This window comes from Bradyrhizobium sp. LeoA1Lang, assembly GCF_055413685.1.
In genome coordinates, this window is sequence record NZ_JBVAPG010000343.1 from 1 (window position 1) to 3,093 (window position 3,093).

The following is a 3,093-nucleotide window of genomic DNA, read 5'->3' on the forward strand; positions in this document are numbered from 1 at the left end:
CGACAACACCAGCTCGACGGTCTGGCGCTTGTATTCTTCGGTAAATGACCGACGTTGACGTTCCATTCAACACCTCCGGGCTCAATGAGCCTACTACAGGTGTCCACTCATTCGGAGGAGGTTCACCACTGCCTATGCGAGCACGCCGGACAGACGAAAAGCTGCTGACTTCCGGGTGGCTCAGCAACGACCTCGATCTTGTCTCCTCGTGGGGCAGTACCGACCGCCAATGAAATAAATTCTCTGCAGTCTTCGTTTTCGCAATATAGGCCCGAGTTTTTGGCACCCACAACGCCCCTCGTTGCATTCAGCGGCTCCTTTAGGCTGGTCATCAGATGTATTCGGTGAATGGTCATGGATGCGCCATCGGGTAGGCAGGTAAACTAACCCTCCTCGGGGCTATGCATTCAGCCAGAAGCCTTTGCCCTCGGTGCGAGTTGACCTCGGCCAAGCCTGATCGTTCCTAAAAGCTGCCGAGCTTTCCCGCACTTCGATGCGCCGGCGAACGACGGGCAGGGAGTCTCGCGTTCATCTAACACAGGTAAAGGAATCACTCCTCAAAGTGCGAGATGCTATTTATTCCCAGAAGGGAGGCGCATATGGTTGTTTTCAACAAAACCGGGTCGATGAATAATTTTCAATCCTTGCTCATCTCCGTTGATAGGCTGGAACAGAAGAGAGCAGAGCTGCTTGCACTTCGAGAAAAGGTGTCCAATGCGGAACGTGCCATCCAGCGGCTACTAATAGGTTTCCCAAAAGAAAAGGGATGGCTGGCCGTTGGGCCGAACGAATTTCAGGACGCCATAGCGAGTGCGATCGCGTCCGGCATTGGCGTGCGTGGTCCGCCGGATCGTAGTCGGTGAAGCTATTCGCATCTAGTGAATGCCATCATTGTGGTAGCTGCCTTGTCATTATGAACAGGAGGCGTTTCGAATGAGGCGCCCGCTCGACCACGTTGCTGCGGAGCGGCACCGACCCCGGGCTATCCCGGAGGCTCCCCGTTCCAGGCCTTGCGAGCACTAAGTTGTTTATTCTGGGAACCAATTTATTAGCCCGCGTTAACTTGCATCACCGGCAACGATCGTAGGGCGCTGGTGACTGAGAGTGTAGCGCTCCCGCTGTTTCGGCCGGAGCAGTATTTAACTGCCCGTTCCGGCGTGTCTGGAGATGCCGATGACGGGAATTTTGACGACTGCTCTCATCACAAAATTGACGATGTCGAACTCCTTGGATGGAGACGACATCCAGGCAATCCAGCATTTGCCAATCCGAAGCAAAAGTCTCCGCGCGCTCGAGGTGATCGTGGCCGATGGTGCTCGTCCGACAGAATGCTGCCTCCTCGCCGAGGGTTTTGGCTTTCGTTCGAAGACGACCTTCGACGGGCAGCGGCAGATTCTTTCGTTGCACATCCCAGGCGAAATTCCCGACCTGCAAAGCCTCCACCTCGGGATCATGGACCATGACTTGGTGGCGCTAACGCCGTGCACCCTTGGATTCATCTCGCATGACGCGATGTGGCAAATGAGCAAGGAGCGTCCGAAGGTGGCAGCGGCTCTTTGGCGGGAAACGTTGATTGATGCGGCCATTTTCCGGGAATGGATCGTCAATGTCGGGCGCAGATCGGCAACTGCCCGGATGACGCACCTTTTTATCGAGCTTTACCGAAGGCTCGAAGCCGTAGGCCGAGCCAAGGATGGTGGATTTGAACTACCGGTCACGCAGTCAGTGCTTAGCGACTGCCTCGGCTTGTCGACGGTGCATGTCAACCGAGTGCTGCAGGAGCTTCGGGGGGATGGGCTTCTGACAGTCGATCGAGCGAACTTTCGCCTTCTCCAACCCGAAAAGCTGGAGGCTTTGGCGGGGTTCGATGGCACCTACCTGCATCAACGCCCGGGCCTCTAGGGCTGATTGGATTCAATCCTTCTAGCGGACACATCGATTCGAAAGATTGAACTATGGCCCCTTTTGACCTCAATCGACCACTCGGGCGATCCATCAAGGTCGAGCGACGACTCGATATCACGCACGGTTCTTAGCGCCTGCTCCCAAGCAGCGTTGTCATCCCGCAGTTCCTCACCTTTCGGGTCTCGGAAGGGATGGCCGTTCGAAATATGAAAGAAGTAGCGCGGCATGATGAACGCGTGAACGCCCCCAGCGGGGCTTTCGTTCCTATGCCGATTAGGCAAACAGCTCGGCGCCTTCAGGCGTGATCTTCATGTAGGTGCTCCTGCACCGGCTCGATAGCATGCGCCAGTTCGCTTCCTCCGGGTCGGCGTAGGGGCTCGTCGACGTACTTCATGCGGCCAGCCTGTCTTCCTTATCGGGGCCGCGCATGATGATCTTCAGGGCGTCGTCAGGCAGCGGCCGTTGGAGCGCCTTGGCCACATCCCATGGCGCGCGCAGCCAGACGTCGCGCTCCTCGTCCGTCGTCAGGATCACCGGCATCGCCTTGCGATGGATCGCCGGCCGACAGCGGCACGAAGTCAACTACGAATCCAAGAAGACCCGTAAATCGGCCGCCGCCGTGAAGAAGGCAGTGAAGAAGGTTGGCAACAGCCGCAAGCGGGTGGAGAAGCGGCTCGCGCGCAAGAGATAGGAACGGCCCGGCGTACAGTGCCTTACGAGCGCGTCCTAACCGCGCCAATTCGAACGGCCCAGCCAGCCGTCGACCTCTGGGCCTCAGCTTCCACTTTGCTGAGACCCTTCTTACACGAGGCACGAGCGTCCCAAGTCGAACTCGATTGCATCTTTTTCCCGACATGCGGGAACGGAGGCATTGCTGATTTCGTTCTATCGCCAGGCGAATCCGGTGCGATGGCGATGGAAGATATGCTTCAACTTGTCTTGGTTGTTGTCTTTGCCGCGGTGTTGCTGGCGACTAGCCAAGCGTTTACGCATTATCGATCGTCAAGAAACGCCGACGTGCCTGCTGCTGCAGTGATCTTGCGTGCGGAGAGACCGGCGTTCCTGAAATGGACCCCGATTGTGGGACCACGTGCTTAGTTGGAAGGGGCTGCTCCGTTTGATAGACGGAGCGCATGATGACGACAAAGACGAGACGCAAGATCGACGCGGCACTGAAGGCAAAGATCG

General features: G+C 57.1%; 5 protein-coding genes and 1 pseudogene. 3 read left to right on the forward strand and 3 right to left on the reverse strand.

The window, feature by feature from the left end; genetic code table 11:
• The first annotated feature begins 599 nt into the window (after positions 1–599).
• Positions 600–863, forward strand: a complete 264-nt coding sequence (locus ACZYOF_RS43125; protein WP_282531599.1) for a hypothetical protein — start codon at positions 600–602, stop codon at positions 861–863.
• Between the two features lie 310 nt (positions 864–1,173).
• Positions 1,174–1,902 (forward strand): Crp/Fnr family transcriptional regulator, encoded by a 729-nt coding sequence (locus ACZYOF_RS43130; protein ID WP_282531598.1) that lies wholly within the window; start codon positions 1,174–1,176, stop codon positions 1,900–1,902.
• On the opposite strand, the gene ACZYOF_RS43135 is transcribed toward ACZYOF_RS43130, so the two are convergent.
• Together ACZYOF_RS43135 and ACZYOF_RS43140 are read right to left on the reverse strand one after the other, a co-directional pair.
• Complete coding sequence (locus ACZYOF_RS43135; protein WP_394570356.1) at positions 1,899–2,132, reverse strand: DUF6894 family protein; 234 nt, start codon at positions 2,130–2,132, stop codon at positions 1,899–1,901. The two genes, ACZYOF_RS43130 and ACZYOF_RS43135, sit on opposite strands and share 4 nt — an antisense overlap.
• Before the next feature lie 163 nt (positions 2,133–2,295).
• A pseudogene (locus ACZYOF_RS43140) lies at positions 2,296–2,460 on the reverse strand (SOS response-associated peptidase); the annotation flags it as partial.
• On the opposite strand from ACZYOF_RS43140, the gene ACZYOF_RS43145 reads away from it, so the two are divergent.
• Complete coding sequence (locus ACZYOF_RS43145) at positions 2,435–2,596, forward strand: DUF3606 domain-containing protein (protein WP_282531612.1); 162 nt, start codon at positions 2,435–2,437, stop codon at positions 2,594–2,596. The pseudogene ACZYOF_RS43140 and the gene ACZYOF_RS43145 sit on opposite strands and share 26 nt — an antisense overlap.
• Positions 2,597–2,890: 294 nt before the next feature.
• On the opposite strand, the gene ACZYOF_RS43150 is transcribed toward ACZYOF_RS43145, so the two are convergent.
• On the reverse strand, positions 2,891–3,093 hold a 203-nt coding region (locus ACZYOF_RS43150), incomplete at its 5' end, for a hypothetical protein (RefSeq protein WP_463719524.1).